Source organism: Bradyrhizobium sp. USDA 4473 (genome assembly GCF_054063335.1).
In genome coordinates, this window is record NZ_JBSSGE010000001.1 from 7607115 (window position 1) to 7631526 (window position 24412).

Consider the following 24412-nt stretch of genomic DNA (forward strand, 5'->3'; position numbering starts at 1 on the left):
CACCGGCACGTCCATGAGAATCTATCTGGCAGGTCCTGACGTATTCCTGCCGGATGCCGTGGAGATCGGCCGCCGCAAGGCGGAGGTCTGCGCCTATCACGGGCTGACCGGGCTGTACCCGCTCGACAACAGCATCGATCCGACCGTCGCCGGCGCGTCGCTCAGCATCTTCAAGAGCAACGAGGCGATGATGGAGTCCGCCGACGCCATCATCGCCAACTTGACGCCGTTTCGCGGCCCCAGTGCCGACGCAGGCACCGTCTACGAACTCGGCTACATGACGGGACGCGGCAAGCTGTGCCTCGCCTATTCGAACGATCCCACGTCCTACGCCAATCGCGTGGCACGGCTGAGCCAGGTGGCGCCGGCATCCGACGGACGCCTGATCGACGCGGAGGGTCTGACCGTGGAAGAGTTTGGCTTGCCGGACAATCTGATGATGATGCATGCGCTCGATCTGCACGGCAGCCCGCTGGTCACCCCGCGCGAGCCGGCGGCCGACCTCTGGCACGACCTCACCTCCTTCGAGGCCTGCGTGCGGCTCGCCGCCGCGCAGCGCCGTCAGGCTGCCAAGTGAGCAAACACAAGTGACCAAGGCGGGCGACAACGACAACAACGCCTCCGCCGGCAAGCGCATCGACGTGCTGCTGGTCGAACGCGGCCTGTTCGAGAGCCGGGCCCGGGCGCGCGCCGCGATCGACGCCGGCCTCGTCACCGCCGACGGCAAGCGGATTGCGAAGGCGTCCGAGATCGTCGCGTCCGGCGCCGTACTCACCGCCGAGCCGGCACATCCCTATGTCTCGCGCGGCGGCGTCAAGCTTGCCGGCGCGCTCGAGCACTACCCGATCGACGTCGAGGGCCATGTCTGCCTCGATGTCGGCGCCTCGACCGGCGGCTTCACCGAAGTGCTGCTCGCGAACGGTGCGAGCCTCGTCTTCGCCGTCGATGTCGGGCACGGCCAGCTGCACCCGTCGCTGCAAGGGCATCCGAAGATCGTCTCCATGGAGGAGACCGACATCAGGAATTTCGAGGGCAAGCGCCTGCCGGCGCGGCCCGACGTCGTGGTGATCGACGTCAGCTTCATCTCGCTGAAGCTGGTGCTGCCGGTGGCGCTGTCGCTGGCGGCAGCCCCCATGCATCTGCTGGCGCTGATCAAGCCGCAGTTCGAGGCGGCCCGCAAACACTCCAAGCGCGGCGTCATCCGCAACGCGATGGTGCACCAGCAGATCTGCGACGACATCGCCGCCTTTGCCGCCTCGCAGGGCTGCACCGATATCGAGGTGTTCCCGTCGTCGATCCCAGGCGGCGACGGCAACATCGAATTCTTCCTCGGCGCCCGCCGTGGCTGAGCTTCTCTCCATCGACCATGTCGGCCACCGTGGCGACGGCGTCGCGATCGACGGCGCGCAGTCGATCTTCGTGCCCTACACGCTGGCCGGCGAAACCGTCGAGGTCGAGGACGTCCCCGGCAATCATCCCGACCGGCGGCGGCTGCTGCGGGTCACCCAGCAAAGCCCCGAGCGCATCGCGCCGTTCTGTCCGCATTTCGGTGTCTGCGGCGGCTGTGCGATCCAGCACTGGAGCGAGGCGCCTTACCACGCCTGGAAGCGCAACATTGTCGTGGAAACGCTGGCGCAGGCCAGGATCGACGCCGAGGTCGCGCCGCTGCTCGACGCGCACGGCGCGGGCCGCCGCCGCATCACGCTGCACGGGCGCATGGGCACCCATGAGGTCCTCAAGGTCGGCTTCGCCGCTGCCGGTTCGCACGACATCGTTCCCGTCGACCGCTGCCCGATCCTCGATCCCGCGCTCGACGGCGCGCTCGAGGCGGCCTGGGCGGTCGCCGAGCCGCTGATCTCGATCGGCAAGCCGCTCGACATCCAGGTGACCGCGACGCTCAACGGCCTCGACATCGACGTGCGCGGCTCAGGCTCGCTGCCGACCAGCCTGATCACCACCTTGTCGCGGGTCGCCGAAAAGCACCGGCTGGCACGGCTGACCCGGCACGGCGAACTGGTGCTGCAGCGCGGCTCGCCCGAGATTGCGATCGGCAAGGCGAAGGTCGTGCTGCCGCCGGGCTCGTTCCTGCAGGCCACCGTCAAGGGCGAGGAGACGCTTGCGGCGCTGGTTCGTGCGCATTGCGGCCGCGCCAAGCACATCGCCGATCTGTTTTGCGGCGTCGGCCCGTTTGCGCTCCGCCTCGCGGAGAAGGCGCGGATCGCGGCGTTCGACAGCGACGCCGGCGCGATCGCGGCGCTGCAGAAGTCCGCGCAGACGACGCCGGGGCTGAAGCCGCTGAAGGCCGAGGCGCGCGACCTGTTCCGCCGCCCCTTGATGCCGCAGGAATTGCGCGACTATGACGCCGTCGTGTTCGATCCGCCGCGTCAGGGCGCGCAGGCGCAGGTCACCCAGCTCGCGGCCAGCAAGGTGCCGGTGGTCGTCGCGGTGTCCTGCAACGCCGCGACATTTGCGCGCGACGCAAAGATCCTGATCGATGGCGGCTACAAGCTCGCCGATGTCACCCCGGTCGATCAGTTCCGTCACACGCCGCATATCGAGCTGGTGGCACGGTTTGCGCGCTGAGACGACGCTGCGACTATCGCAGCGCCTGGCAGTCTCGTTATAGTCCGCCCTGCATGTCCCACGATCCGCTGCTCGCGCGCATCATTCCCATCCTCGTCGCCGTGCCCGGCGTCACCGCCATCGTGCTCGGCGGCTCGCGGGCGCGCGGCACAGCGCATGAAATGTCGGATTGCGATCTCGGTATCTACTATCGGGATGGCGCCGCTCTCGATATCGACCAGCTGCGCGCGGCGGTTGCGGCCCTGGTCGACGATCCCGCTGCTGCGCATGTGACGCCGGTCGGCGAATGGGGACCATGGATCGTCGGCGGCGCCTGGCTTGCGATCGGCGGCCGCAAGGTCGACCTGCTCTACCGCAGCATCGACCAGGTCACCGCTGTCATCGATGCCTGCCGCGGCGGCGAGATCAGCGTGCACTACCAGCCCGGCCATCCGCACGGCTTCTGCTCGGCGACCTGGATGGGCGAGATCGCGCTGTGCCGCGTCCTGCATGATCCCGACGCCCTGATCGCGGCATTGAAGGCGCGGACTGCGCCCTACCCGCCGGCGCTGCGCGATGCTCTCGTGCGGCGTTTCCAATGGGAAATCCTGTTCGCGATCGAGAATGCCGAGCTCGCATTGCCGCGCGGCGACAGCACGCACATCGCCGGCTGCGCCTATCGCGCGCTGGCCTGCATCGCGCAGGTGCTGTTTGCGCTGAACGGGCAATATCTGATCAACGAGAAGGGCGCGCTGGCGCAGGCCGCGAATTTTCCGGTGACGGTCCGCGACCTCGCTACGCATGTTGCCGAAGTCTGGCGACGGATCGGAGCCGGCGAGCATACCGGTGCGTTGCAGCTGCTGCGCGAACTTGAAAGCGACGTTTCAAAGATTTGCAGGCTGGGCTAGCAAAGAACTGTAGGATGGGTAGAGCGGAGCGAAACCCATCAATTCTTCTTTGCGGCTAGAATGATGGGTTTCGCTCCGCTCTACCCATCCTACATCACAGCTATCGCCCCCAGCGATCCTGCCAGATCTTCTCGCCGATCATGCAACTGACCCGCGGCTCCTTCTCGGCGGTCCGCACCACCGGGCGCTCGGGAGTGCGGCCGGCGACCTCGAGCAATAGCTTGGTGCGGATCGCCTCCTTGAATTTCTCGCGATCCTTGATCGTCACCACGAAGGAGCCGGGTCCGCCGATCACGCAATCCTCGTAATAGTAATCCAGATTCTCGATGTCCATCGTCGAGTAGGACGGCTCCTTGACCATGATCGGCAGGCCGTTGATGACGATGCCCTTGTCGAGCGCCGCATCGCGCGCCGGCGTGATCGGTGCGCCGTTGTTGTTGGGTCCGTCGCCGGAAATATCGATCACGCGGCGCAGGCCGCGATGCGGATTCTCGTCGAACATCGGGATCGCGAAATAGATCGCGCCTGATATCGAGGTGCGCGAGGCGCGCCGCACCGGCGTCTTCATGATCTCGGCGGAGACCGCGTCGGCGGATTCAGGACCGTCGATCACCCGCCAGGGGATGATGACCTTCTGGTCGTTGGAGGCGGCCCATTCGAAATAGGTGATCGAGATCTTGCCGTTCGGGCCGGCCTTCAGCGCCTGCAGGAAATCCTTGGAAACGATCGCCTGCGCATAGCCCTCGCGCTGGATCGCGAGCTCGTCCATGTCCATCGAATAGGAGACGTCGACCGCGATGATCAGCTCGATGTCGACGCTCGGCGTGGATTCCTTTTCAGCCAGCCGGCCGGTCTGTGGTCCCGGGCCGGGCGCGGCAACACCGGCCACATCGCCGCTGGCCAGCATGCCCGCGACAAGCACCGCTCCGATCGAGACATACCAGCGCATTGCGGCCCTCCCGTCGTGTCGCGTCATGGTGACACGCAAATCAGGCGGCGAAAAGCGCTGATATCATCTGTCCTTCACATTCGAGTTAGGCGCTTGCAGGTTCGACGTGACTTGCCGCGAATGCGGCGGCACGCGCCGTGCCGTTGCCGCAATGAGGCCGTGCAATTCGAACGGTTCCAACAGCTGCCGGAAGACGGTAGTCTTACGGGGCAATCGCGAGGGAGTGCGATGCCAGATACTGTCGTCAAGCCGAAAACCCGAACCAAGACCAAGGTCGAGCGGCCACGCCTGCACAAGGTGATCCTGGTCAACGACGACTACACGCCGCGCGAGTTCGTCGTCACCGTGCTGAAGGGTGAATTCCGCATGACCGACGACCAGGCCTACAAGGTGATGCTGACCGCGCATCAGCGCGGCGTCTGCGTGGTCGCGGTGTTCACCAGGGACGTCGCCGAAACCAAGGCGACGCGCGCCACCGACGCCGGCCGCGCCAAGGGCTATCCGCTGCTGTTCACCACCGAGCCGGAAGAGTAGCAGGCATCACCGTCGCGCTGAATCGGCCCGCTGGCTGGCCACGATGTCTGCGACGACGGCCCCCAGTACCATCGCGCCGCCGATGAGCGCGCGCAGCGACGGCACTTCAGCGAACGCCAGCCATACCCAGAACGGCATCAGCGGCGTCTCCAGGGTGGCAATCAGCGACGCCTGCCCGGACGGCAGGAATCTGGAGCCGACAGTAAACAAAGTGAGCCCGAGCCCGACCTGGCACGCTCCGAACATCGCGAGCACGCCGAGATCGGTGCCGCCAACCGCGCCGATGCCCTGCCCGAGCGGCAGACTGGTGACGCTACCGAGAAAGTTCGAGAGCGCCGCGGCAGCGATCATCGGCGTGCCCCGGTGCCGCCGGATCACCACCGTCATCAGCGAAATCGCCAGCACCATCACGCAGGCGAGCCCAATGCCCCTGTAATCCGTAACGCCTGCGGCGCCGCTGACGGTGATGGCGACGCCCGCGAGCGCGACGAGGCTTGCCAGCAATGTGCCGGGCTGCGCCCGCTCGCCGAGCCAGAGTCGGGCGATCGCGGCCGCCGCGAACGGCTGCATCGCGATGAGGATGGCGACATTGGCGACGCTGGTCAGTTGCAGCGCCGGAATGAACGTCACCATGCCGAAGGTCGAGAGACCGGCCACCAGCCATCCGCTCGCCGGCATCGCGACGAGATCGCGCACGCCGCGCCGGCCTTGCGTCGCGAGGAGGAACAGCGCGATCGCGCCGCCGCCGAACAGCCCGCGCCAGAACAGGATGGTCCAGGAATCGAAGTGCAGCAGCCGGGTGAAGAACGGCGCGGTACTCCAGGCCACAGTCGCCGCCACGACCAGCGCAATCCCCTTGCGATGCTGCGCGTTCGTGTCAGCCACGTCACACCGGCGGCTAGCTCGCAGCCGCGACCGGCGCCTCGTCGAACAGGCCGTAGACCCGTTCGGCCTTGGCAAATCCCGCGATCGGAAACTCCCCGAGATCGCTCCAGCCGCCGTCATGGATGCCGGCGAAGCGCTCGGAGGCGACGACGGTACGGCCGAGACGACCGGCGATCTTCTCGAGCCGCGCGGCGAGATTGACCGCCGGACCGATGCAGGTGAAATCGAGCCGGTTGCCGCCGCCGATATTGCCGTAGAGCACGCGGCCGAGATGCAGCGCGACGCCGAAGCGGAAACGCTCGACCGCATCGCCATTGGGAAATTGCAGCGCCTCGACGCCTGCGCGGGAAGCGCGCGCGGCATCCAGCACCCGCGAGCAGACCTGCACCTCGTCGCCGAGATATTCGTCGACCGGAAACACCGCGAGCAGGCCGTCGCCCATGAATTTGAGCACCTCGCCGCCATGGTCGCGGATCGCGGTGACCTGGCAGTCGAAATAGAGATTGAGGATCTCGACGACGGTCTCGGCTGGCAGGCGGTCCGACAGCGCGGTGAAGCCGCGCAGGTCGGACAGCCAGATCGCGGCATCCATCGTGTCGGCATGGCCGCGCCGGATCTGGCCGCCCATGATGCGCTCGCCGGCGCGGTTGCCGACGTAAGTATCAAGCAGCAGCGAGGCGGTGCGGCGCAGCGTCACGATCTCGATGTAGCGCGCCAGCGGCACGGTGATCGAGCGGATCGCATCGAGCTGCTCGTCGGTGAAGCCGCCCGGCTGCTTGGTGGTCCAGCTCGACGCATTGGGGCGGCCGTCGGTGTTGATCAGCGGCACCGCGATATAGTCGGTGACGCCCTCGGCTTGCAGGTCCTCGACTATGGGAAAGCGTTTGCTCGAGGGGTCGTCGAACCGCGCGCGTACTTCAACGCCTTGCTTGAAGACGATCCGCAGCGGGCTGACGGCGAAGTCCGGGGACTCCTCGATGTTGTGCGCGACGGTGCCGGTTTCGACCTCAGCACCCGGCCTCCACAAGAAATGCCGGCCGTAGATCTCGGGATGCAGCGTGCGCACGAAGACGCCGATGCGCCACAGCGGCAGGCCGGCCCGCGTCAGCCGTTCGCAGCATTCCGCCATCATCTGCACCGGGGTCGGCGCCGATCGCGCGCCGCCGATCATCCATGCGATGATATCCCGAAGCTCCGACGCGTTCATGGCAGTCCCCAAGGCGGTCTGGTACCGCCATTATATAGGATATAGGGGATCAGCGCCCGGTCTGCCCGCGGTCGCGCAGAAAATGATCGGCCAGCACGCAGGCCATCATGGCCTCGCCGACCGGCACCGCACGGATGCCGACGCAGGGATCGTGGCGGCCCTTGGTCAGGATGTCGGTATCGGCGCCCTTGCGATCCACCGTGCGGCGCGTGGTCAGGATCGAGGATGTCGGCTTGACCGCAAAGCGCACCACCACGGGCTGGCCGGTCGAGATGCCGCCGAGCACGCCGCCGGCATGGTTGGACAGGAAGCGCGTGCCATTGTTGCCGGTCCGCATCTCGTCGGCGTTCTCCTCGCCGGTGAGTTCGGCGGCGCCGAAGCCGGCACCGATCTCGACGCCCTTGACCGCGTTGATGCTCATCATCGCCGACGCCAAATCGCTGTCGAGTTTTGCATAGATCGGCGCGCCGAGCCCGGCCGGCACGCCTTCGGCGACGACCTCGATGACGGCACCGATCGAGGAGCCGCTCTTCCTGATGCCGTCGAGATAGCTCTCGAAGAACGCCGCCTTGTCCTTGTCGGGACAGAAGAACGGGTTGTTGGCGATCTCGTCCCAGTCCCACTTCTCGCGGTCGATCTTGTGCGGGCCCATCTGCACCAGCGCGCCGCGCACCTTCACGTCGGGCAGCACCTTGCGCGCGATCGCGCCGGCCGCGACGCGGGTCGCGGTCTCGCGCGCCGAGGAACGGCCGCCGCCGCGATAATCGCGCAGGCCGTATTTCGCTTCATAGGTGAAGTCGGCATGGCCGGGGCGGAACTTGTCCTTGATCTCGGAATAGTCCTTCGAGCGCTGATCGGTGTTCTCGATCAACAGCGCGATCGGCGTGCCGGTCGTGACCTGCACGCCGGTTTCCGGATGCGCCATCACGCCGGACAGGATCTTCACCGCGTCCGGCTCCTGGCGCTGGGTGGTGAAGCGCGACTGGCCGGGCCGGCGGCGGTCGAGATCGTGCTGGATCTCCTCCACGGTCAGCGGGATCATCGGCGGGCAGCCGTCCACCACGCAGCCGATCGCGACCCCATGGCTCTCGCCGAAGGTCGTGACGCGGAACATATGGCCGAAGGTGTTGAAGGACATGGCGTGTCGTAACGCGCGGAGGCAGCGGGGTCAAACCTCGACTTCGTCAGGGCCGGGCATAGCCGTCCAGGTCGTCATTCCGGGGCTCGCGAAGCGAGAGCCCGGAATCCATTGGCCCACGGGACACTCGGCCTGATGGATTCCGGGCTCGACGCTTACGCGTCGCCCTCAGGTGCGCAATTGCGCACCGGGGAATGACGATGGAGAGAGTTACTGGCTTTAACTATATTTCCGCAGGCTCGCCTTGCCGAACACGTAGACCGCGCCCTGCTCGATATAAAGCTCGGCGGCCGAGGCCGGCGTCTCGAAGCCGAGCGCCACCATCAGCGCCCGCGCCGTGCCGCCATGGGCGACGGCAACGGTGTCCGACGTCACCGAATGGTACCAGTCGGTCATCCGCGCCTGCACCTCGACATAGCTCTCGCCACCCTCCGGCGCGACCTGCCACTTCTCGGCCAGGCGACGGGCATAGACGGCGGGATCGGCGGCCTGCGCCTGCGCCAAGGTGGAGCCCTCCCACGTCCCGTAGCCGATCTCGCGCAGCCGCGCGTCGAGCGCGTAATCGCCCGGCGGCAGGCCGAGCTCGGCGCGCACCAGCTCCATGGTGGCGCGCGCCCGGATCAGCGGGCTCGCGACGAATGGCAGCGTCGTCTTGTCACGGCCGTCGCGCGCCAGGAGATCGCCGAGGATGCGTCCGGCATGCGCCGCCTGGGCGCGGCCGCGCTCGTTGAGCGCGATATCCTGCGCGCCCTGAAGCCGGCCTTCGGCGTTCCACGCGGTCTCGCCGTGACGGATGTAGTAGATGGTCAGCACCGGCATTCCCGTAACGGCTGATCCTGAGCTGTCGGGCGCCTCACCACAGGCTTCCACGCCTCGAATTTTATGGCTTCGAGGTACACCAGCGCTTCGCCTGGCGACAAGCCCAAATCCGCCGCAGCTGAGGCGCTCTGCGCGCAGATCGATGCAACCGGAATAGCCACGCCGTTAGGGTGTTATGCTGGACAAGGCAGCTCATCGCCGAGACCATCGAAGACTGGATGCATGACCGCGTTTCGCCAAAGTGTCGAAGCCATGATTCCGGCGCTCCGCCGCTATGCGCGGGCGCTGACGCGCGACACCGATATCGCCGACGATCTGGTGCAGGACACGCTGGTGCGGGCGCTGCGCTCGGAGCGGCTGTTTCTCGGCGGCGACGTCAGGAGCTGGCTCTATACGATCCTGACCAACCTGAACAAGAACCGCAGGCGCTCGCTGGCGCGGCGGCCGCCTTTGATGCCGCTGCTCGACAACAATGCCGATGCCAGCGGCACCGAGGCCGAGGGACGCGATATCGAGCGCGCGCTGTCGACGCTGGTCGAGGAGCAACGCTCGGTGCTGCTGCTGGTGATGCTGGAGGGCATGAGCTACCGCGAGGTCGCCGACATCCAGGGCGTACCGATCGGCACCGTGATGTCCCGCCTCGCCCGCGCACGCGCCCATGTGCGGGCCTCGATCGAGGGCCAGCGCCCGGCGCTGAGGCGGGTGAAATGATAACGTGCGCGATGGCAGGCATTTCGCTTGAGCTGTTTCGCTTGAACGATTTTCGAACAGGATTTGGCAGAGACGACTGATATGACGAACCCGAACATCCCCGTCACCGAAGACGAGCTGCACGCCTACGTCGACAACGAGCTGCCGGCCGAACGCCGCGGCGATGTCGAGGCCTGGCTCGCCACCCATCCTGACGACGCGGCGCGGGTGCAGTCATGGCGCGCGATGGCCGAGACGCTGCATGCGCGCTACGACGGCGTGCTGGACGAGGCGGTGCCGAAGCGGCTCGAGCTCGAACGGCTGGTGCGCCAGCCGCGCCGCTGGGTCTATGGCGCGGTGGCGGCAACGCTGGTCGCCTTCATCGCCGGCGGCAGCGTCGGCTGGATCGCGCGCGGCGCTACGGCTGCACCATCGACCTTCCAGAGCTTCACGCTTGATGCGCTCGATGCGCACCGGCTCTACGTGGTCGAGGTCCGGCATCCCGTGGAGGTGCCCGGCAGCGAGCGCGACCATCTGCAGCAATGGCTGACCAAGCGCTGCGGCTGGGACGTCCGGGCGCCGGAGCTCAGCGGGCTGAAGCTGGTCGGCGGCCGCCTGCTGCCGGGGCCGAGCGGGCCGGCGTCGTTCCTGATGTATGAGAGCACGTCCGGCGAGCGCTTCACGGTCTATACCGCCAAGGCCAAGACCGAGGCGACCCAGATGCGCTACGCCGTGCAGGGCAGCGACGGCGCATTGTTTTGGGCCGATCGCGGTGTTGCCTATGTGGTCAGCGGCGGCACCGACCGCAGCCGGCTGAACCAGGTCGCGCAGGCCGTATACGATCAGATGGAGAAGAGCGGCGGCTGATCTTCCGTAATTCTACGGGAGATCGTGTCGCGACATTGTGCCGTTTCGAGTAAGTGAATCCAGCCTCACTCAGCGTCCCAATTCCGACATTGAAAATTTCGATTCGCGTCATTGCCGCGTCTCATTATCGCACCGGATGCTCACGCGAAGATGATCAGCGCCCGATCCGCCGATCGGCGCACGCGGCCTCGATTGGGGTTTTGTGTACCGCGCTGGTCCCCCTCTCGAGGCCGCACTCCTTTTTCCGCCATCCGGTCTGCACGCCGCAGACCAGGAGTACGGACGGCCGGTCATCCTTTGACGCGCTCACGACGCCGCGTCTACCCCGATAGAGTCCGGGGTAGTTGCAGTTTCGCGTCTTCGCGTCTTAGGGACGCGCCTCGGCGGTCAGCCGAGATCGCTGCGCGGATTATAGGGGTTACGCTCCCGCCACGTCTGCATCAATGCCTCAAGCTCGGCATCGTTCCCATCGGGAAGGATGATGCGGGTGGTGACGTAGAGGTCGCCGACAGCCCCCGCCTTCGGCAGCCCCTTGCCCTTGAGGCGGAAGGTGCGGCCGCTCGAGGTGTTCTTCGGGATCGACAGCTCGACCGCGCTGCCCAGCGTCGGCACCCGCACCTTGCCGCCCAGCACCGCCTCGTACAGCGTCACCGGCAGATCGATCCTGAGATCGTTGCCGTCGACCTTGAAGAACGGATGCGGCGCGATCGAGATCGTGATCAGGAGATCGCCGGGCGGATGGCCCGGCGCGGTGTCGCCCTGCCCCTTCAGCCGGATCTGCTGGCCCGCGGTGACGCCGGGCGGAATCTTGACGTTGAGCTCGCGCCCGGTCGGCAGGCGGACGCGCTTGTCGCCGCCCCTGACCGATTCCTCCAGCGAGACCGTCATCGCGACCGACAGATCGAGGTCGACGCCGACCCCACCGCCATCGAATTCGAACGGGCTCGTGCGGCCCGCGCGGGCGCCGCCGCGCGCGGCATTGCCGAACATGCTGTTGAGGATGTCCTCGAAGCTGCCGCCACCCATGCCGCCACCGGGGCCGCCGCGGAAGCTGTACTCGAAGCCGCCCGGACCGGCACGGCCGCCGGCGCTGCCGCCGCCCGGGAAACCCTGGAAGCGCGGCTTGCCTTCGGCATCGATCTCGCCGCGATCGAACTGCTTGCGCTTGTCCTCGTCGCCGACGATCTCGTTGGCGGTGTTGATCTCGGCAAAGCGGGCCGCCGCCTTCGGGTCGTTCTTGTTGTTGTCGGGGTGATGCTTCTTGGCGAGCTTGCGATAGGCGCTCTTGATCGTCGCAGCGCTGGCGCTCCGCTGCACCCCCAAGACCTCATAGGGGTCGCGCATCCGTCACGTCTCCTTCACGGGAAAATCGATTCTGGCTGGGAACCCGATCTGGGCCCACCTCGCCTTGATGTGGGGGGTCAGTGGCATTTTTGCAACTAGTCCTGGACCGACTCCAGCCGGAACCTCAGGACTTTCTCCACGGCTTCAAACTATGGATTTCCCACCGCCCTTGTCCAGCCTTGCAGGCGGCGCCCTGGAGCCAGCTTTCGGTGGTTCCGTTGACATAGCTGGCGAGGAAATCCCGGCAGGTCTTGCCGTCCTCGCCCGAATAGGCCTGGGCCAGCGGCGTCACCGAGCCGCGCGCGCCGGTTTCGGGGTTTTCCCAAGGCTGGCTGGAATCCTTGTCGCCCTTGGTCAGCACGTCGGAGGCGGCGTTGCGGGCGAAGGCGAGATCGCTGTCGGTCGGCATCGGCGCGTTGACCAGAGTCGGGCTGATCGAGCCCGTCACATCCTTGTCGTCGATCTTGGCGAAGGCATCGGTGCGCGACAGGCTGCAGCCGCTGGCGCCGACGCCGACAACGATCAAGGTCACCACCGCGCCCGCGGGACGGATCACCGATAGGACAACGCGCCCCCATGCCCTATATAGGGCCAGTAACGCGTTGTCTGACGCGGGCGGATGCAAATCGGGACTCCTGACATGACCGACACGACCTCCATCAAACACCCGACACCGTTAACATCGGGTGATTTCACCGCGGCGGAGGAGCCGTTCGCCCTGTTCGGCGAATGGTTTGCGGAAGCGGTCAAGTCCGAGCCGAACGATCCGAACGCGATGGCGCTGTCGACCGTCGACGCCGACGGCCTGCCCGACGTGCGGATGGTGCTGATGAAGGGCTTCGATGCCGACGGCTTCGTGTTCTACAGTCACATTGCCAGCGCCAAGGGCCGCGAATTGGCCGCAAATCCTAAGGCGGCTTTACTGTTTCACTGGAAATCGCTGCGCCGCCAGGTGCGCATCCGCGGGCCGGTCGCGCCGGTCACCGATGCCGAGGCCGACGCCTATTTCGCCACAAGGCCGAAGCAGGCCCAGATCGGCGCCTGGGCCAGCAAGCAGTCGCAGCCGCTGGAGAGCCGCTTCGCCTTCGAGCAGGCGATCGCCAAGGCCGGCGCGAAATATGTCATCGGCGAGGTGCCGCGGCCGCCGGGCTGGAGCGGCTGGCGGATCACGCCACAGCGCATCGAGTTCTGGCACGACCGCCCGTATCGCCTGCACGACCGCATCGAATTCCGCCGCGATGGCGCCGGCAGCGCCTGGTCGAAGGTGCGGCTCTATCCCTGAAAAAGCCGCGACCGTCATGGAAGGGCGAAAGTACGAAGCGCGTCTTCGTGTAAGATGACCCCGGCCATCGACGGCTTGATCCTCCATCGTTCAAGGACGTCGATGCCCGGCACGATGCTGCGCATGACGAAAACGAAAGAACCCCGTCGATGACCCGCCCTTCCAATGCGCCGCGGCGCACGCTGCTCCTGACCGGCGCGAGCCGCGGCATCGGCCACGCCACAGCGATCCGGTTCTCGTCCGCCGGCTGGCGCGTCATCACCCTGTCGCGGCATGCGTTCCCCGAGGTCTGTCCGTGGGGCGCCGGGCCGGAAGACCACATCGAGGTCGATCTCGGCAGCCATGACGACACCGTGCGCGCGATCTCCGAGATCCGGCGGCGGCTCGACAACGACGAGCTGCACGCGCTGGTCAACAACGCCGCGATCTCGCCGAAGGCGCCCGGCGGCGGCCGGCTTGGCACCATGGACACTGACGTCGAGACCTGGAATCACGTTTTCCACGTCAACTTCTTCGCTCCGATCATGATCGCGCGCGGTCTGATCGAGGAGCTGAAGCACGCCAAGGGCGCGGTGGTGAACGTCACCTCGATCGCCGGCTCGCGCGTGCATCCGTTCGCGGGGGCGGCCTATGCGACGTCGAAGGCGGCGCTGGCGGCGCTGACGCGCGAAATGGCATCGGACTTCGGCCGCGTCGGCGTTCGCGTCAACGCGATCGCGCCCGGCGAGATCGACACCTCGATCCTGTCGCCCGGCACCGAGAAGATCGTCGACCAGCAGATCCCGATGCATCGTCTCGGCACCCCCGACGAGGTCGCCAAGATCATCTACGTGCTGTGCACGGAGACCAGCTCCTACGTGAACGGCGCCGAGATCCACATCAATGGTGGCCAGCACGTCTGAGCTTCGGGCTTGGATGTGATTCCGGGGAAGGAAGCGAGGGGTTCGAGGCGATCCCGGCCGCCGCCGCGGCCGTGATAGAGGGATTGCTTCGATGGCAGGCGTAACGACGCGGACGAGGCTTCTGCCTCTAGTCGGCGTAAAACCGGCGTGACTTCTTCTCAGTTTGCCGCAGCGCGACGTCGTTCAGCGCGCTGGAGCAGTCGTCTTCGTCCTCGCCATCAAGCAGCGCCGCGTCACAGTAACGGCAAAGTCTCGGCGAGATCGCCTGCACCTTGCCTGCTGCGCGGTCCTGTTGATAGCGCGCAAAGTCGATGACGTTACGCCGTGGCGTTATGATCTTCTCAACCATTGCTGTCCTCCGGCTTCGAGGCGGGCGTTATCGCAGACAAGTTTCGCCCAAACGTTCAGCGCAACGCTCAAATTTTAGGAGAGGAAATAAGGCAGAAAAGCGCGTCCCAAAACGCGACGATGGAACAAGCGCTACAGCCACTTCTTCCACTTGAAAATCCAGTACGGAACGATCGCCGCGATCAGCATCAGCACCAGCGCGAACGGATAGCCGTGCGTCCATTCGAGTTCCGGCATGATCTTGAAATTCATGCCGTAGATCGAGGCGATCAGCGTCGGCGGCATCAAGACCACCGCCATTACCGAGAACAGCTTGATGATGTTGTTCTGTTCCAGATTGACCACGCCGAGCATGGCGTCGAGCACGAAGGTGATCTTGTTGGAGAGATAGGAGGCGTGATCGGTCAGTGAGGCCACGTCACGCTGCATGGTCTTGAGCTGCTCGCGCATGTCCTTGGACCATTTCACCCCTTCCACGATCGCGGACAGGAAGGTGACGAGGCGGCCGATCGAGACCAGGCTTTCGCGAACCTTCGAGGTCAGGTCGCCCTTGCGGCCGATCGCGATCAGGATCTGCGAATATTGCTTGGCGTGGCCGTGGCGCTCGCTCTCCGGCTCGAAGATGTCGTGCGAGACCTGGTCGATGTCGGCGCCACAGCGCTCCAGCAGATCGGCACAGCGGTCGATCACGGCATCCAGCAGTTCCATCAGCACCTGCTCGCCGGTGATGCCGGGGGAACAGGCGCGGGCCAGCTTGTTCTCGACCAGCGCGAACGGTTTCGGCAGGTCGTAGCGCACCGTGACCAGGCGATGGCTGGTCAGGATGAAGGTGACCGCCGTGGTGCGCGGCATGTCGGTGTCGGAATGGCACATCAGCGTCGCAGTCATGTAGCGCGCGCTGTTCTCGATATAGAGCCGGCTGGAGATCTCGATCTCCTGCATGTCTTCCCGGGTCGGAACTGCGATCCCCGCGAGCTTCTCGACGGCCCGGTCCTCCTCCACGGTCGGGTTCACCAGATCGACCCAGACCGCGCCCTCGGGCAGCGCGCCGAGGTCGGTGGCGGCGACCTTCTTGAGGGAGAAATCGGAGGGAACGAACACCGACAGCATCACGAACTCCACAAAAAAGGCTCGCAGGACCGCCGACTTAGCCCGATTCTGGCGGGCGCTTCATGACCGCGGCATTAACCGGGCGTCCATATTTGTGGCGGCCAGGTGGCAGTGAGGGAGCTTCGACTCGACGACCGTTGCCTGTTTGCACAAAAAATCGACCCACGCCAGAACAGTTGCGGCAAAAAAGCCACAGATCACGTCCCGCGATGCGGGAAAGCCATCTAAAGTCTGGGAAGAACGACAGGTTTCAGCGATAATGCCCCTCATGGAATCGTGGCGTTTGGGGCGTAATGTTGGCGCTTTCGGGCGCGGATTTTCGATTGGAATGTAATCATGTCGTCGCTCAAAGTTACCTTCGGGATCCTGGCTGCGGGCCTGATGTTGTCGGGCTGCATGCAGGCCACGACCTACGAGGCAACCAATACCGCTGCGTTCAAGCCGCGTGACAAGGAACTGCTGGCCAAGACCACCTACGTCAAGACCCCGGTCGCCGAGCCGTTCCGCCGCGCCATCGTCGAGTATCACCGCAAGGAAGCCCCCGGCTCCATCGTGGTCGATTCCGACAACCACTACCTCTATTACGTGCTGAACGACGGCAAGGCGATCCGCTACGGCATCACCGTCGGTGAAGAAGCCATGGCCTGGTCCGGCATCGCCAAGGTCGGCAGCATGACCGAATGGCCGGCCTGGCACCCCACTCCCGGCGAGATCTCGCGCCTCGGCGTGCCGACCTTCGTGGCCCCGGGCCCGGACAATCCGATGGGCTCGCGCGCGATGTATCTCTACTCGGGCGGCAAGGACACGCTGTTCCGCATCCACGGCACCAACCAGCCGGAATACATCGGTTCGTCGATCTCCTCAGGCTGCATCCGCATGACCAACGAGGACGTCATCGACCTCTACAACCGCGTCAAGCTCGGCACCATCGTGGTGGTGCTGGAGCCGAAGCATGGCGACTCCCCCTACAAGCCGCAGATGGCGCTGCAGGGCGGCGGCAACGTCACCTACTGAACCGCACCAGATACGCGGACGAGATCAAAAGCGCCGGCTGTGCCGGCGCTTTTTTGTTGGCTGCGGTTGCGGTTTGGTTTCGGCAGCATGATCGGGCGCGGCCGCATCGTCTGATTTCGCCGCATCCGGCTCATCGGCCTTACTGCGGTCGGCTTTCGATGCGTCCGGCTTGGACACGTCCGATTTTGCAGCGACCTCGCGCGGCGGCGCCTCCTCAGGCCGCTCGGCCGGCAATACCGGCGCGACCTGCGGCAGCGGGTCGTACACGTTCCACTGGCAGATCCGGTAATTGTTGCGGCGCTCGATCAGGTCGAGATGGATGTGGTCCTCGTGGTACCAGTCCGAGCCCGGGCCGAGCACGGTGGAGAAGCGGGAGCAGACCGAATGCAGCACGGTCTCGCGCAGGGTCCGCGGCACACTGCGATCGGTCAGCGAGATCGACTTGCCGTTGGCAAGACCGAACGCGCGCACGTCGAGCGCATTGGCGCGGGCATGTTCGGAAAGTTGTGCGCCGGCGACGCGATTGCGGCCGCGGCATTCGAACGAGTCGAAATTGTCGAGATTGCTGATCTCGCCGCCGAAGCTCTGCGCCAGCGGCGCGATATCGGTGCGGACCCAGTCCGCGACTGCGGCGGCCATCTTGCAGCGGAGGATCGCCGCGGGCTTGACCGCGACCTTGCGCTTGTCCGCCAGCACGATGGCCTCGAGCCGCACGAGGTCCTCGCCCCCGCAGCCGCCGGCGCCGTGGATATCCGGAATGCTCGGTGCGATCGCGATCTCCTCGGTGAGCGCCTGCCGGCAGGCCGAGAGCTGCGGCCTGGGCGGCTCGGCCGGTCTGGCCGCTTCAGCCGGCTTGGCCGCTTCGGCAGGCGCGGCAGGCCGCTGCGTCGCGGCCGCAGACGGCTCATGCTCAGCGGTCGCCGGTGCCTCGGATGCCGCCGGCGCCTCGGCGGGGCGCGGCTTCGGCAGCGGCACCGCGGAGCGGCGCACGGCCTTGTGCGCCCGGTGCGGCCTTGTGCCGAACAGATCGTCCCACGGGAAGCTCGGCGCGCCGCGGGCGGCCGCAGCGGGGCCCGCTTGCATGCCAAGGCAAAGCAGCGCGGCGGTAGCGGTAACCATTGCCGCGCAGGCGCGACGAAACGCGCCATCAGGCCATTTTCGGCTTGCTTTCTCCGCGCTACAGTTCATGTCAGTTCCATGATTTTACTACCGGCCGTCCAAGATGCCGGCAGATCATGCGTGAGGATCGAGGAGGGAGTTGCGTATGCTTGGCTTGATGCAAGATTGGCCCTTGCTGTGCCACAAGATTATTGAGCACGCCGCGAAATATCACGGCACGCAGGAAGTCGTGACGCGGTCGGTCGAAGGCCCGATCCATCGCACCACCTACGCCCAGATCCATGCCCGCGCGCTGAAGGTGTCGCAGAGCCTGGAGCGCGACGGCATCAAGCTCGGCGACCGCATTGCCACCATCGCCTGGAACACCTGGCGCCACCTCGAGGTCTGGTACGGCATCATGGGGATCGGCGCGATCTGCCATACGGTCAATCCGCGGCTGTTTCCGGAACAGATCGCCTGGATCGTCAACCACGCCCAGGACCGCATCGTCATCACCGACCTCACCTTCGTTCCGGTGCTGGAGAAGATCGCAAGCCAGCTGCCGAGCGTCGAGCGCTACGTGGTGCTGACCGACAAGGCGCACATGCCGCAGACCACGCTGAAGAACGCGGTCGCCTATGAGGACTGGATCGCGGCATCCGACGGCAAGTTCGAGTGGAAGAGCTTCGACGAGAACACCGCGGCGGCGATGTGCTACACCTCCGGCACGACGGGCGATCCCAAGGGTGTGCTGTATTCGCACCGCTCCAACGTATTGCACGCGCTGATGGCCAACTCGAAGGACGCGCTCGGCACCTCCGCATCGGACACAATGCTTCCGGTGGTGCCCTTGTTCCATGCCAACAGCTGGGGCATCGCCTTCTCGGCACCGTCGATGGGCACCAAGCTGGTGATGCCCGGCCCGAAGCTCGACGGCGCCTCGGTGTATGAGCTGCTGTCGACCGAGAAGGTCACCCATACCGCCGGCGTTCCGACGGTGTGGCTGATGCTGCTGCAATACATGGCCGCCAACAATCTCAAGCTGCCCGACCTCCAGATGGTGATCTGCGGCGGCTCGGCGATGCCACGCTCGATGATCAAGGCGTTCCTCGACATGGGCAGCCAGGTGCGCCACGCCTGGGGCATGACCGAGATGAGTCCGCTCGGCACGCTGGCGACGCTGAAGCCGCCGTTCACCGATCGCAGCGGCGAGGAGCGGCTCGACATCCTGCAAACCCAGGGCTATCCGCCGTTCGGCGTCGAGATGAAGATCACCGACGATGCCGGCAAGGAGTTGCCGTGGGACGGCAAGACCTTCGGCCGCCTCAAGGTCTCCGGTCCCGCGATCGCCAAGGCCTACTTCCGGGTCGATGCCAACATCCTCGACGATGCCGGCTTCTTCGACACCGGCGACGTGTCGACGATGGACGAGCACGGCTACATGCGGATCACCGACCGCTCCAAAGACGTGATCAAGTCCGGCGGCGAGTGGATCTCCTCGATCGATCTGGAGAACCTCGCGGTCGGCCATCCGGCGGTCGCGGAAGCCGCCGTGATCGGCGTCCATCACCCGAAATGGGACGAGCGGCCGCTGCTGATCGTGCAGCTCAAGCAGGGCCAGAGCGCCACCCGGGAGGACATCCTGAAGTTCATGGACGGCAAGATCGCCAAATGGTGGATGCCCGACGACGTCGCCTTCGTCGACGGCATTCCCCACACCGCGACCGGCAAGATCCTGAAGACGGCGCTGCGCGACCAGTTCAAGGACTACACCTTCCCGACCGCTGCGGCGTAGGCTCCCTTATCTCCCCGGAGGGGGTCGAGACGAGCGCAGCTCGCTCCGGGATCGGTTCGCATGACGCGCAGCGGAATGCGAACCGAGGTGGGGCCGGCATACGCCGCCGGCTCCTTTGCATGGGGTTGTTTTCGATGTTTTGGCCGTGCGCCGGTGCGGAGGCCGGCGATGTGCGATCGCCCTGCCCTCCAACGGAGCATAAGACACCCGCCCAAATCCCTTGAATTCGCCGCAGGTCCGTGGTCTCACACGGTCATTGGCGGCGGCCGAGGTCGCCGGGACTTCTCAACCGGCAGATTTTTCGACGATGGCGCGCAGGTTTTCCGCTCCCTACCAGCAGGAGCCCGTGTCCGGTCTTGCCACCTGGTCGCGCAACCTTGCGATCTTCTCCGTCGTCGCGGTGGTGGTCTCGATCCTGATCGTCCGTTTCGGGTTCCTGGAGGTCAAGCCGGCGCTGGCGACCTTCTTCGGCGCGCTGGGCCTGGCCGGCCTGTCGGTCCTGCTTGGGCTGGCCGCCTTCGCCGCGATCTGGCAGAACGGCACCCGCGGCATGGGCCGGATCCTGCTCGCGTTCCTGATCGACGCCGCGATCCTCGCCTACCCGGCCTACCTGACCTATCAGTATCGCAAGCTGCCGCGACTCTACGACGTCACCACCGACGCGATCGACCCGCCGAGATTCGAGGCGCTGGCGCGGCTGCGCACCGGGGAAGGCACCAATCCCGCCGCCTACGCGGGCCTCGCTTCGGCCGAGCGGCAGCGCGCCGCCTATCCGGATATTGAGACGGTCGAGCTTGAGGTCCCGGCCGACCGCGCCTACGAGCTGGCGCTGCGGCTGGTCAACCGCCGCAAATGGCTCGTCATCGACGCCCGCGCCCCGCAGCCGCCGCGCAATATCGGCCGCATCGAAGCGGTGGCGCGCACACCGATCATGGGCTTCCGCGAGGACGTCGCGATCCGGGTGACACCCGACGACGAGGATTCCCGCGTCGATATCCGCTCGGCCTCGCGCTATTTCGACACCGATCTCGGCAGCAATGCCGCGCGGGTCAAGAAGCTGATCGAGGACCTCAACACCGCGGCGGAAAACGACAAGGACAAGCCGGCGAAGAAGGCGGCTCCGGTCGCACCCAAGGCGCCGCCGGCGAAGACGGTGAAGAAATAAATCTCTCTCCGTCATTCCGGGGCATCGCGCAGCGATGAGCCCGGAATCCATCGGGCCGCAAGTGATGTGGTGAAATGGATTCCGGTCTCTCGCTTCGCGAGCCCCGGAATGACGAATGGACAGCGTCCCTACGCCAACCGATACGTGCCACCGATCACCGGATCGCCGTCGGTCGCCACGACGCCGCGCGCGACCAGGTCCTCCAGATGCGCCAGCACCGAATAGCCGGCGGCGTTGGCGAGGCGCGGGTCGAGCCCGATATAGATCGCCCGCACCATGGTCGGGATGTCGGCCTCGCCCTTGCCGAGCCGATGCAGGATCGACGCCTCGCGCGCACGGCGATGCCGCGCCAGGAAACGGACATAGCGCGGGCCTTCCGGAATCTCCGGGCCGTGGCCCGAGAAATAGAGCTGCTCGGCGCGCTGCTCCAGCCGCTCCAGCGAGGCCATGTAGTCGATCATCGAGCCGTCCGGCGGCGCCACGATCGAGGTCGACCAGCCCATCACATGGTCGCCGACGAAATTGATGCTGCGCTCGGTCCACGCGAAGGCCAGATGATTGGCAGTGTGACCGGGGGTCGCGACAGCCTCCAGCGCGAAGCCTGCCCCCTCGATGACGTCGCCGTGCTTGACCGCGATGTCCGGCCGGAAATCGCGGTCGGCGCCGGATTCCGGATTGTGCTTCTCGCTCTCGAAGCGCGGCCGCGAGGCACGATGCGGCCCCTCGGCATAAACAGGCGCGCCGGTCGCGGCCTTGATCCGCGGCGTGTTCGGCGAATGGTCGCGGTGGGTATGGGTGACCAGGATGTGGGTCACGGTCTCGCCCTTGACCGCATCGAGCAGCGCTTTCGCATGCGCCGCGTCGTCGGGACCGGGGTCGATGATCGCGACCTTGCCCTCGCCCACGATGTAGCTGACCGTGCCGGTGAAGGTGAACGGGCTCGGATTGTTGCAGAGGACGCGGCGGACGCCGGGGCGGACCTGCTCGACCACGCCGGGCTTCAGCGGAAAATCACGATTGAACGGGATGTCGTCGTTGTCGGCCATGGTGAGTGCCCGGAGTGCGATCTTGTAGGATGGGTAGAGCGCAGCGAAACCCATCATGCGAGCCGCATGGCGGGCAGTAAGATGGGTTTCGCTTCGCTCTACCCATCCTACGCTGTCGGAGCAGTGTCCCTTACGAAAACGCCTGGATGCCGGTGATGGCGCGGCCGAGGATCAGCGCGTGGACGTCGTGCGTGCCCTCATAGGTGTTCACCGTCTCGAGGTTCGCGGCGTGCCGCATCACGTGATACTCGATCTGGATGCCGTTGCCGCCGTGCATGTCGCGCGCCATGCGGGCGATGTCGAGCGACTTGCCGCAATTGTTGCGCTTGACGATCGAGATCATCTCGGGCGCCATCTTGCCTTCGTCCATCAGGCGGCCGACGCGCAATGAGGCCTGCAGGCCGAGCGCGATCTCGGTCTCCATGTCGGCGAGCTTCTTCTGCACCAGCTGGGTGGCGGCCAGCGGCCGGTTGAACTGCTTGCGGTCGAGCGTGTACTGGCGCGCGCGGTGCATGCAGTCCTCGGCGGCGCCGAGCGCCCCCCAGGAAATGCCGTAGCGGGCGCGGTTGAGGCAGCCGAACGGGCCCTTGAGGCCGGAGACGTTGGGCAGCAGCGCGCTTTCCGGCACCACGACATTGTCGAGCACGATCTCGCCGGTGATCGAGGCGCGCAATGAGAGCTTGCCGCCGACCTTCGGCGCCGACAGGCCCTTCATGCCCTTCTCGAGGATGAAGCCGCGGATCTGGTTATCATGCGCTGCCGACTTGGCCCACACCACGAACACGTCGGCGATCGGCGCATTCGAGATCCACATCTTGGCGCCGTTCAGCTTGTAGCCGTCGGCGACTTTCTCGGCGCGGGTCTTCATGCCACCGGGATCGGAACCGGCATCCGGCTCGGTCAGGCCGAAACAGCCGACCCATTCTCCGGTGGCAAGCTTGGGGAGATATTTCTTGCGCTGGCTTTCGTCGCCATAGGCGTAGATCGGATACATCACCAGCGAGGTCTGCACCGAGTTCATCGAGCGATAGCCAGAGTCGACGCGCTCGATCTCGCGTGCGACGAGGCCGTAGGCCACGTAGCTCGCATTGGCGCAGCCATATTCCTCGGGCAGCGTCACGCCGATCAGGCCGAGCTCGCCCATCTCGTTGAAGATCTCGCGGTCGGTCTTCTCTTCCAGATAGGCCTTGGTGACCCGCGGCAGCAGCTTGTCCTGCGCGTAGGCCCGCGCGGTGTCGCGGATCAGGCGCTCGTCTTCAGTGAGCTGGTCGTCAAGCAGGAAGGGATCATCCCACTGGAAGCTGGCGGCAGCCGGCTTGTCCTTGGACTGGGGGCGCACGCTCATGAAACATCCTTTCGCATCATCACTCGGAAATTGGCGGGTAAATTAAAGCGCTCAGCTGCGAAGCGCAATTGGTGATCCTCTCACCGTCATTCCGGGATGGTGCGCGAGCACCAGACCCGGAATCTCGAGATTCTCGGGGCGCAATTGCGCCCCTGAGGGTTCGCGCTATCGCGCGCCCCGGAATGACGGGTGCTAACCGTCGAACTTCTCATTCGACACGATCTCGATGCCGAAACCGGACAATCCCTTGTAGTCGTGCACCGACGAGGTCAAGTGCCGGATCGAGGTGATGCCGAGATCGCGCAAGATCTGGGCGCCGACGCCGACCTCGCGCCATTGCTTGTTGCGATCGGCTTCCGCCGACTTCTGCTCACCGACCGGCTGGACCGGAACACCGGCGGCACCGTCGCGCAAATAGACCAGCACGCCGCGGCCGGCGGCCTCGAAGTGCCGCAACACGGCTTCCATCCGCGCCGGCCCGGTGAAGAGGTCTTTGACGATGTTGGGCTTGTGCAGCCGTGTCAGCACGTCCCGGCCATCGCCGATGCCGTTATAGACGAAGGCGGCATGCATGATCTCGTCGAACGGCGAACGATAGGCGTAGCCCTGCAGCGGACCGATCGGGCTCTCGGTGGTGAAGGTCGCGACCCGCTCGATCAGCTTCTCGCGCGCCTGGCGGTAGGCGATCATGTCGGCGATCGTGACGTGCTTGAGCTTGTGGGCGGCGGCGAATTTCGCGACCTGCTCGCCTTTCATCACGGTTCCATCGTCGTTCATCAGCTCGCTGATGACACCGACCGGCGGCAAGCCCGAGAGCCGGCACAGATCGACCGCGGCTTCGGTATGGCCCGAGCGCAGCAGCACGCCGCCATCGCGCGCGATCAGCGGGAAGATGTGGCCGGGGCGCGCGAAGTCGTTGGCGCCGGCATTGGGATTGGCCAGCGCGCGGCAGCAGGAGGCACGTTCCTCGGCCGAGATGCCGGTGCCGCCATCGGGCTTGTAGTCGATCGAGACGGTGAAGGCCGTGGTGTGGTTGGACTCGTTGTGCGCCACCATCGGGTCGAGCCGCAGCCGGCGGGCATCCTCGGTGGTAATCGGCGCGCAGACGATGCCGGAGGTGTGGCGGATGATGAAGGCCATCTTTTCCGCCGTGCAGAACGACGCCGCGACGATCAGATCGCCCTCGCCTTCCCGATCGTCATCGTCGGTGACGACGACGAGTTCACCCTTCGCAAAGGCTTGCAGCACTTCCTGGATCGTATCGGCCATTGTCCTGACATCTCGCTTTATGCAGGCAGTGGATTAGCCGGGTTCCGATGGCAGCGCCAGTATCATTATGCAACCCGCCATGCGTTTGGCAGGCATACCAGGAGCTCGTAGCCCGGATGGAGCGAAGCGAAATCC

25 protein-coding genes are annotated in these 24412 nt (G+C 65.8%); 12 read left to right on the forward strand and 13 right to left on the reverse strand.

The window, feature by feature from the left end; all coding sequences use genetic code 11:
- Positions 1–13 precede the first annotated feature (13 nt).
- From ACVW17_RS35615 to ACVW17_RS35630, 4 genes are read left to right on the forward strand one after another with little or no spacing between them, the layout of a single operon-like run.
- Positions 14–577, forward strand: a complete 564-nt coding sequence (locus ACVW17_RS35615; protein WP_456798636.1) for a nucleoside 2-deoxyribosyltransferase — start codon at positions 14–16, stop codon at positions 575–577.
- Positions 578–587: 10 nt separating this feature from the next.
- Complete coding sequence (locus ACVW17_RS35620; protein ID WP_456798637.1) at positions 588–1349, forward strand: TlyA family RNA methyltransferase; 762 nt, start codon at positions 588–590, stop codon at positions 1347–1349.
- Positions 1342–2583 carry a class I SAM-dependent RNA methyltransferase gene (locus ACVW17_RS35625; protein ID WP_456798638.1) on the forward strand — a complete coding sequence of 414 codons (1242 nt, stop codon included), beginning with the start codon at positions 1342–1344 and terminating at the stop codon, positions 2581–2583. Before ACVW17_RS35620 ends, ACVW17_RS35625 begins: the two co-directional genes overlap by 8 nt.
- 53 nt (positions 2584–2636) lie before the next feature.
- A complete protein-coding gene (locus tag ACVW17_RS35630; RefSeq protein WP_456798639.1) occupies positions 2637–3470 on the forward strand; it encodes a nucleotidyltransferase domain-containing protein in 834 nt (277 codons plus the stop codon).
- Positions 3471–3570: 100 nt separating this feature from the next.
- Here ACVW17_RS35630 and ACVW17_RS35635 read toward each other — a convergent pair whose 3' ends face one another.
- Entirely contained in the window at positions 3571–4419 is an 849-nt protein-coding gene (locus tag ACVW17_RS35635) for a DUF1194 domain-containing protein (RefSeq protein WP_212017953.1), read from the reverse strand.
- 228 nt (positions 4420–4647) lie between these two features.
- On the opposite strand from ACVW17_RS35635, the gene clpS reads away from it, so the two are divergent.
- Entirely contained in the window at positions 4648–4953 is a 306-nt protein-coding gene (gene clpS / locus ACVW17_RS35640) for an ATP-dependent Clp protease adapter ClpS (RefSeq protein ID WP_021076758.1), read from the forward strand.
- A gap of 6 nt (positions 4954–4959) precedes the next feature.
- Here the strand turns inward: clpS and ACVW17_RS35645 are convergent, their stop codons facing one another.
- The 4 genes from ACVW17_RS35645 to ACVW17_RS35660 form a co-directional block, all read right to left on the reverse strand.
- Positions 4960–5838, reverse strand: a complete 879-nt coding sequence (locus ACVW17_RS35645) for a DMT family transporter (protein ID WP_456798640.1) — start codon at positions 5836–5838, stop codon at positions 4960–4962.
- A 13-nt stretch (positions 5839–5851) separates the two neighbouring features.
- Positions 5852–7045: an adenylate/guanylate cyclase domain-containing protein gene (locus tag ACVW17_RS35650; protein ID WP_456798641.1), complete on the reverse strand. Its 1194-nt coding sequence runs from the start codon at positions 7043–7045 to the stop codon at positions 5852–5854.
- A 49-nt stretch (positions 7046–7094) separates the two neighbouring features.
- On the reverse strand, positions 7095–8183 hold the full coding sequence (gene aroC, locus ACVW17_RS35655; RefSeq protein WP_456756197.1) for a chorismate synthase: 1089 nt from the start codon (positions 8181–8183) through the stop codon (positions 7095–7097).
- 219 nt (positions 8184–8402) lie between these two features.
- A complete protein-coding gene (locus ACVW17_RS35660) occupies positions 8403–9002 on the reverse strand; it encodes a histidine phosphatase family protein (protein ID WP_456798642.1) in 600 nt (199 codons plus the stop codon).
- Positions 9003–9224: 222 nt separating this feature from the next.
- Here ACVW17_RS35660 and ACVW17_RS35665 point away from each other — a divergent pair, with 222 nt between their 5' ends.
- Both ACVW17_RS35665 and ACVW17_RS35670 read left to right on the forward strand, forming a co-directional pair.
- Entirely contained in the window at positions 9225–9713 is a 489-nt protein-coding gene (locus ACVW17_RS35665) for a sigma-70 family RNA polymerase sigma factor (protein ID WP_021076763.1), read from the forward strand.
- Positions 9714–9794: 81 nt separating this feature from the next.
- Positions 9795–10559: an anti-sigma factor family protein gene (locus ACVW17_RS35670; protein ID WP_456756199.1), complete on the forward strand. Its 765-nt coding sequence runs from the start codon at positions 9795–9797 to the stop codon at positions 10557–10559.
- Positions 10560–10946: 387 nt separating this feature from the next.
- Here the strand turns inward: ACVW17_RS35670 and ACVW17_RS35675 are convergent, their stop codons facing one another.
- Both ACVW17_RS35675 and ACVW17_RS35680 read right to left on the reverse strand, forming a co-directional pair.
- On the reverse strand, positions 10947–11903 hold the full coding sequence (locus tag ACVW17_RS35675) for a DnaJ C-terminal domain-containing protein (RefSeq protein WP_456798643.1): 957 nt from the start codon (positions 11901–11903) through the stop codon (positions 10947–10949).
- A 124-nt stretch (positions 11904–12027) separates the two neighbouring features.
- On the reverse strand, positions 12028–12435 hold the full coding sequence (locus tag ACVW17_RS35680) for an RT0821/Lpp0805 family surface protein (RefSeq protein WP_456756201.1): 408 nt from the start codon (positions 12433–12435) through the stop codon (positions 12028–12030).
- A 108-nt stretch (positions 12436–12543) separates the two neighbouring features.
- Here ACVW17_RS35680 and pdxH point away from each other — a divergent pair, with 108 nt between their 5' ends.
- Both pdxH and ACVW17_RS35690 read left to right on the forward strand, forming a co-directional pair.
- The gene (gene pdxH, locus ACVW17_RS35685) at positions 12544–13185 is read left to right on the forward strand and encodes a pyridoxamine 5'-phosphate oxidase (protein WP_456756202.1); all 642 of its coding nucleotides are present in this window, start codon (positions 12544–12546) and stop codon (positions 13183–13185) included.
- Between the two features lie 149 nt (positions 13186–13334).
- Positions 13335–14087 (forward strand): SDR family NAD(P)-dependent oxidoreductase, encoded by a 753-nt coding sequence (locus ACVW17_RS35690; RefSeq protein ID WP_456756203.1) that lies wholly within the window; start codon positions 13335–13337, stop codon positions 14085–14087.
- Between the two features lie 127 nt (positions 14088–14214).
- On the opposite strand, the gene ACVW17_RS35695 is transcribed toward ACVW17_RS35690, so the two are convergent.
- Positions 14215–14436 carry a hypothetical protein gene (locus ACVW17_RS35695; RefSeq protein WP_456756204.1) on the reverse strand — a complete coding sequence of 74 codons (222 nt, stop codon included), beginning with the start codon at positions 14434–14436 and terminating at the stop codon, positions 14215–14217.
- A 131-nt stretch (positions 14437–14567) separates the two neighbouring features.
- A complete protein-coding gene (locus ACVW17_RS35700; RefSeq protein ID WP_456756205.1) occupies positions 14568–15545 on the reverse strand; it encodes a magnesium transporter CorA family protein in 978 nt (325 codons plus the stop codon).
- Positions 15546–15881: 336 nt separating this feature from the next.
- Between ACVW17_RS35700 and ACVW17_RS35705 the strand changes: the two genes are divergently transcribed.
- Positions 15882–16559 (forward strand): L,D-transpeptidase, encoded by a 678-nt coding sequence (locus ACVW17_RS35705; RefSeq protein ID WP_456798644.1) that lies wholly within the window; start codon positions 15882–15884, stop codon positions 16557–16559.
- 24 nt (positions 16560–16583) lie between these two features.
- Here ACVW17_RS35705 and ACVW17_RS35710 read toward each other — a convergent pair whose 3' ends face one another.
- Positions 16584–17747, reverse strand: coding sequence for an extensin family protein (locus tag ACVW17_RS35710; RefSeq protein ID WP_456798645.1), 1164 nt, complete (start codon positions 17745–17747; stop codon positions 16584–16586).
- 76 nt (positions 17748–17823) lie between these two features.
- On the opposite strand from ACVW17_RS35710, the gene ACVW17_RS35715 reads away from it, so the two are divergent.
- Both ACVW17_RS35715 and ACVW17_RS35720 read left to right on the forward strand, forming a co-directional pair.
- The gene (locus ACVW17_RS35715; RefSeq protein WP_456756208.1) at positions 17824–19452 is read left to right on the forward strand and encodes a fatty-acid--CoA ligase; all 1629 of its coding nucleotides are present in this window, start codon (positions 17824–17826) and stop codon (positions 19450–19452) included.
- A gap of 307 nt (positions 19453–19759) precedes the next feature.
- Positions 19760–20617 carry a DUF1499 domain-containing protein gene (locus tag ACVW17_RS35720; protein WP_456756209.1) on the forward strand — a complete coding sequence of 286 codons (858 nt, stop codon included), beginning with the start codon at positions 19760–19762 and terminating at the stop codon, positions 20615–20617.
- A 128-nt stretch (positions 20618–20745) separates the two neighbouring features.
- Here ACVW17_RS35720 and ACVW17_RS35725 read toward each other — a convergent pair whose 3' ends face one another.
- From ACVW17_RS35725 to ribB, 3 genes are all read right to left on the reverse strand, one after another.
- Entirely contained in the window at positions 20746–21663 is a 918-nt protein-coding gene (locus ACVW17_RS35725; RefSeq protein ID WP_456799012.1) for an MBL fold metallo-hydrolase, read from the reverse strand.
- A gap of 130 nt (positions 21664–21793) precedes the next feature.
- Positions 21794–23008 carry an acyl-CoA dehydrogenase gene (locus tag ACVW17_RS35730; RefSeq protein WP_456756210.1) on the reverse strand — a complete coding sequence of 405 codons (1215 nt, stop codon included), beginning with the start codon at positions 23006–23008 and terminating at the stop codon, positions 21794–21796.
- A 192-nt stretch (positions 23009–23200) separates the two neighbouring features.
- The gene (ribB, locus tag ACVW17_RS35735; RefSeq protein ID WP_456798646.1) at positions 23201–24277 is read right to left on the reverse strand and encodes a 3,4-dihydroxy-2-butanone-4-phosphate synthase; all 1077 of its coding nucleotides are present in this window, start codon (positions 24275–24277) and stop codon (positions 23201–23203) included.
- Between the last annotated feature and the right edge of the window lie 135 nt (positions 24278–24412).